At 35.6% G+C, this 2357-nt stretch carries 3 protein-coding genes; all 3 read left to right on the forward strand.

What is annotated here, in order from left to right:
• The first annotated feature begins 71 nt into the window (after nt 1-71).
• From tnpA to tnpC, 3 genes are read left to right on the forward strand one after another with little or no spacing between them, the layout of a single operon-like run.
• Nucleotides 72-359, forward strand: a complete 288-nt coding sequence (gene tnpA / locus MODO_RS18875; protein ID WP_006258245.1) for an IS66 family insertion sequence element accessory protein TnpA — start codon at nt 72-74, stop codon at nt 357-359.
• Nucleotides 359-697 (forward strand): IS66 family insertion sequence element accessory protein TnpB, encoded by a 339-nt coding sequence (tnpB, locus tag MODO_RS18880; RefSeq protein ID WP_081316899.1) that lies wholly within the window; start codon nt 359-361, stop codon nt 695-697. Before tnpA ends, tnpB begins: the two co-directional genes overlap by 1 nt.
• 49 nt (nt 698-746) lie before the next feature.
• Nucleotides 747-2321 (forward strand): IS66 family transposase, encoded by a 1575-nt coding sequence (tnpC, locus tag MODO_RS18885; protein ID WP_006265854.1) that lies wholly within the window; start codon nt 747-749, stop codon nt 2319-2321.
• The last annotated feature ends 36 nt before the right edge of the window (nt 2322-2357 follow it).

Consider the following 2357-nt stretch of genomic DNA (forward strand, 5'->3'; position numbering starts at 1 on the left):
GTATGCACCCCAGCAAGTGCATGTTTCATAATATAATGTAAGGAAGTAAGTTTGCTTTAAATAATAAAGAGATGAGCAAACAAGAAATTATGTACTCTCATGTAGAGGATTGGCAAGCAAGTGGATTAACACAATCAAAGTATTGTGAAAGTGTTGGAATTAAGCTGGCGACATTTAGTTATTGGGTAGTAAAGTTTAAGAGTGAAACAGAGCAAGAAGGCTCAAGTAACTTTATAGCAATAGGTGAAACATCTAAAACCGACAGTAAAGAATACGAAATCGTGTATCCTAATGGAGTGAAGTTACGTTTAGAAACGAAAGATTTGGGTGAACTCTATTCATTAGTAAACCTTGTGTAATGTTTAGTCTGAGTAGTAGCCATCAATTCTACTTGTATAAATCAGCTTGTGATATGCGCAAGAGTTTCGATAGTCTATGTGGTCTTGTTCAAAACGAGCTTAATCAAGTCGCTCATAATGGAAGTGTCTACGTCTTTATCAATCGTCGATGTAATCAGATTAAACTCTTACACTGGGAAACAGGTGGTTTTGTGTTATATCACAAGCGATTAGAACAAGGTACTTTTGCTTTTCCTATTCATAATCGGACTCAAATCAGTTGGAGTGATTTGGTACTTATGATTGAAGGAATACAAGTGATAAAAAGTAGTCAAAAAAGGCGGTTTTCCATGAGATAAAACAGCCTTAATCCTTGTATAAATAAGGCTTTTGACGTATATTTACTTCATGGAAATAGACTTAGAAAACTTATCGAAACAAGAACTTTTGGCACTTTTAACCAAAGCCCAAAAGACTATTTCCAAACAAGAAAAAGTAAATACTAAATTAGAGAAGAAAACTACTAGCTTAGAAGAAAAGACCTCTAAACTAGAAGAAAAAAATACAGAACTGGAATATCGTGTAAAGCTACTTGAGCGCATGAAGTTCGGTCAAAGCCGAGAACGTTTTGAGGATCCCAATCAAACTCAATTACCTTTAGATGTTGAACAAGCAGTCTTAGAGGAACAAGAAGAAGTAATCAAACAAGAGATTACCTACTCTCGTGAGAAAAAGAAACATCCAGGACGAGCTAAACTACCAGATCATTTACCCGTAGAAGAAATAGAAATACATCCTGAGGGAGATTTATCTGATATGATTTGCATTGGTAAAGAAACTACAGATGTGTTAGATTATGTTCCAGGTTACTTTAAAATCAAGCGTTACATCCGATATAAATACGCTACTAAAGGTAAAGACAACACTCAAATTAGTATTGGTGAGCTTCCAGAGCGAATTATAGATAAAGGAATACCTTCAGAGGGATTATTATCCACAATACTTGTAGATAAATATGTTGATCATATTCCTCTTTATAGACAGAAGCAACGCTTTTCAAGAGAAAACATCGATATAGCTTCTTCTACAATAGATGGTTGGACCGCTCAAAGTATGGATGCTTTAAAACCACTATACCAAAAGCTGGTGATGGACATCAAAAATGAAGGTTATCTCCAAGTTGACGAAACCACCATCAAAGTCTTAGATGAGAAAAAGAAAGACAAAACTCATCTTGGCTACTATTGGGTGTATCATGCACCTATATCCAAGCTTGTAATGTTTAATTACAGTCCTACTCGTAGCGGTAGTGCTGCACTACCTGTATTAGAAAATTTCAAAGGATATCTGCAAACGGACGGTTATAGCAGCTACCAAGCCTATGGAAATAAGTCAGATGTAACGCATCTTGCTTGTTGGGCACATGCTCGACGTGAATTTGAAAAAGCTTTAGATAACGATAGAAAAAGGGCGCAGCATGTACTAGTAGAAATACAGAAGTTATATGCTATAGAGAGAAAAGCTCAAGAACAAAACTTAGCTCCTGATCAAATCAAAGAACTTCGTCTAGATGAAAGTTTACCAATCATCAACAAGCTTGGTAAATATATGATTGCTCAGATGAATCTTACCTTACCTCAAAGTAGAATAGGTAAAGCTTTTGCGTACTCTCAAAAAAGATGGAGTAATCTAAGTGATTACTTACACAATGGAAACTTGCAGATAGACAATAATCTTGTTGAAAATGTAATCAGACCTGTAGCAATTGGTCGTAAAAACTATCTCTTTGCCGGTTCTCATGATGCAGCACAAAGAGCAGCTATGGCCTATACGTTTTTTGCTAACTGCAAAAAGCATGACATTAATCCATATCAATGGCTAAAGTATGTTCTTGAAAATATTCAATCCATCAACCACAAGAATATCGCTGACTTATATCCTCATAATTACAAGAAACTTATCCTGGATAATGTAGAAGAATAATTAGATCTCACAAGATGTACTTGCTCGGGTGCATAC

The organism is Myroides odoratimimus, assembly GCF_001485415.1.
Lineage (GTDB): Bacteria > Bacteroidota > Bacteroidia > Flavobacteriales > Flavobacteriaceae > Flavobacterium > Flavobacterium odoratimimum.